This window comes from Acinetobacter sp. IK31 (genome assembly GCF_035615195.1).
Taxonomy (GTDB): domain Bacteria; phylum Pseudomonadota; class Gammaproteobacteria; order Pseudomonadales; family Moraxellaceae; genus Acinetobacter; species Acinetobacter calcoaceticus_C.
The window spans coordinates 1-1,228 of the sequence record NZ_JANBOB010000009.1; the positions used below are offsets into that span (position 1 = coordinate 1).

Below are 1,228 nucleotides of genomic sequence, written 5' to 3' on the forward strand. Positions count from 1 at the left end.
CGTGACAGCAGCTGATATTACCAACGGCTTTATCACCGCAGCGATTGCTGTGACAGGCGAAGGCCCAGTCGCGATCCATGCAGAAGCAGTTGATCCACAAGGTAACGTGGATGTTGCAGATGCAGACGTGACAGTCACTGTAGATACCTTACCGGCAGACCTGATCGGTGCGATCACGATCCCTGAAGACTTAAATGGCGACGGTATCCTGAATGCAGACGAACTCGGCACAGACGGCAGCTTCAATGCACAAGTGGCATTGGGAGCAGATGCAATCGACGGCACAGTCGTGAATGTTAACGGTACCAACTACACCGTGACAGCAGCTGATATTACCAACGGCTTCATCACCGCAGCGATTGCTGTGACAGGCGAAGGCCCAGTCGCGATCCATGCAGAAGCAGTTGATCCACAAGGTAACGTCGATGTTGCAGATGCAGACGTCACAGTCACTGTAGATACCTTACCTGCAGACCTGATCGGCGCGATCACGATCCCTGAAGACTTAAATGGCGACGGCATCCTGAATGCAGACGAACTCGGCACAGATGGTAGCTTCAATGCACAAGTGGCGTTGGGTGCAGATGCAATCGATGGCACAGTCGTGAATGTCAATGGTGTGAACTACACCGTGACAGCAGCTGATATTACCAACGGCTTCATCACCGCAGCGATTGCTGTGACAGGCGAAGGCCCTGTGGCAATCCATGCAGAAGCAGTAGATGCACAAGGTAACGTGGATGTTGCAGATGCAGACGTGACAGTAACGGTTGATACCTTACCGGCAGACCTGATCGGTGCGATCACGATCCCTGAAGACTTAAATGGCGACGGTATCCTGAATGCAGACGAGCTCGGCACAGATGGCAGCTTCAATGCACAAGTGGCATTGGGAGCAGATGCAATCGATGGCACAGTAGTGAATGTTAACGGTACCAACTACACCGTGACTGCAGCTGACCTGACTAACGGCTTCATCACCGCAGCGATTGCTGTGACAGGCGAAGGCCCAGTCGCGATCCATGCCGAGGCAGTAGATCCACAAGGTAACGTGGATGTTGCAGATGCAGACGTCACAGTCACTGTAGATACCTTACCGGCAGACCTGATCGGTGCGATCACGATCCCTGAAGACTTAAATGGCGACGGTATCCTGAATGCAGACGAGCTCGGTACAGATGGCAGCTTCAATGCACAAGTGGCATTGGGAGCAGATGCAATCGATGGC

The 1,228-nt window shown here is 53.0% G+C and carries 1 pseudogene; it reads left to right on the forward strand.

Annotation, left to right across the window (positions count from 1 at the left end):
- Window positions 1–1,228 (forward strand): annotated as a pseudogene (locus tag MSG66_RS06115) (flagellar protein); the annotation flags it as partial.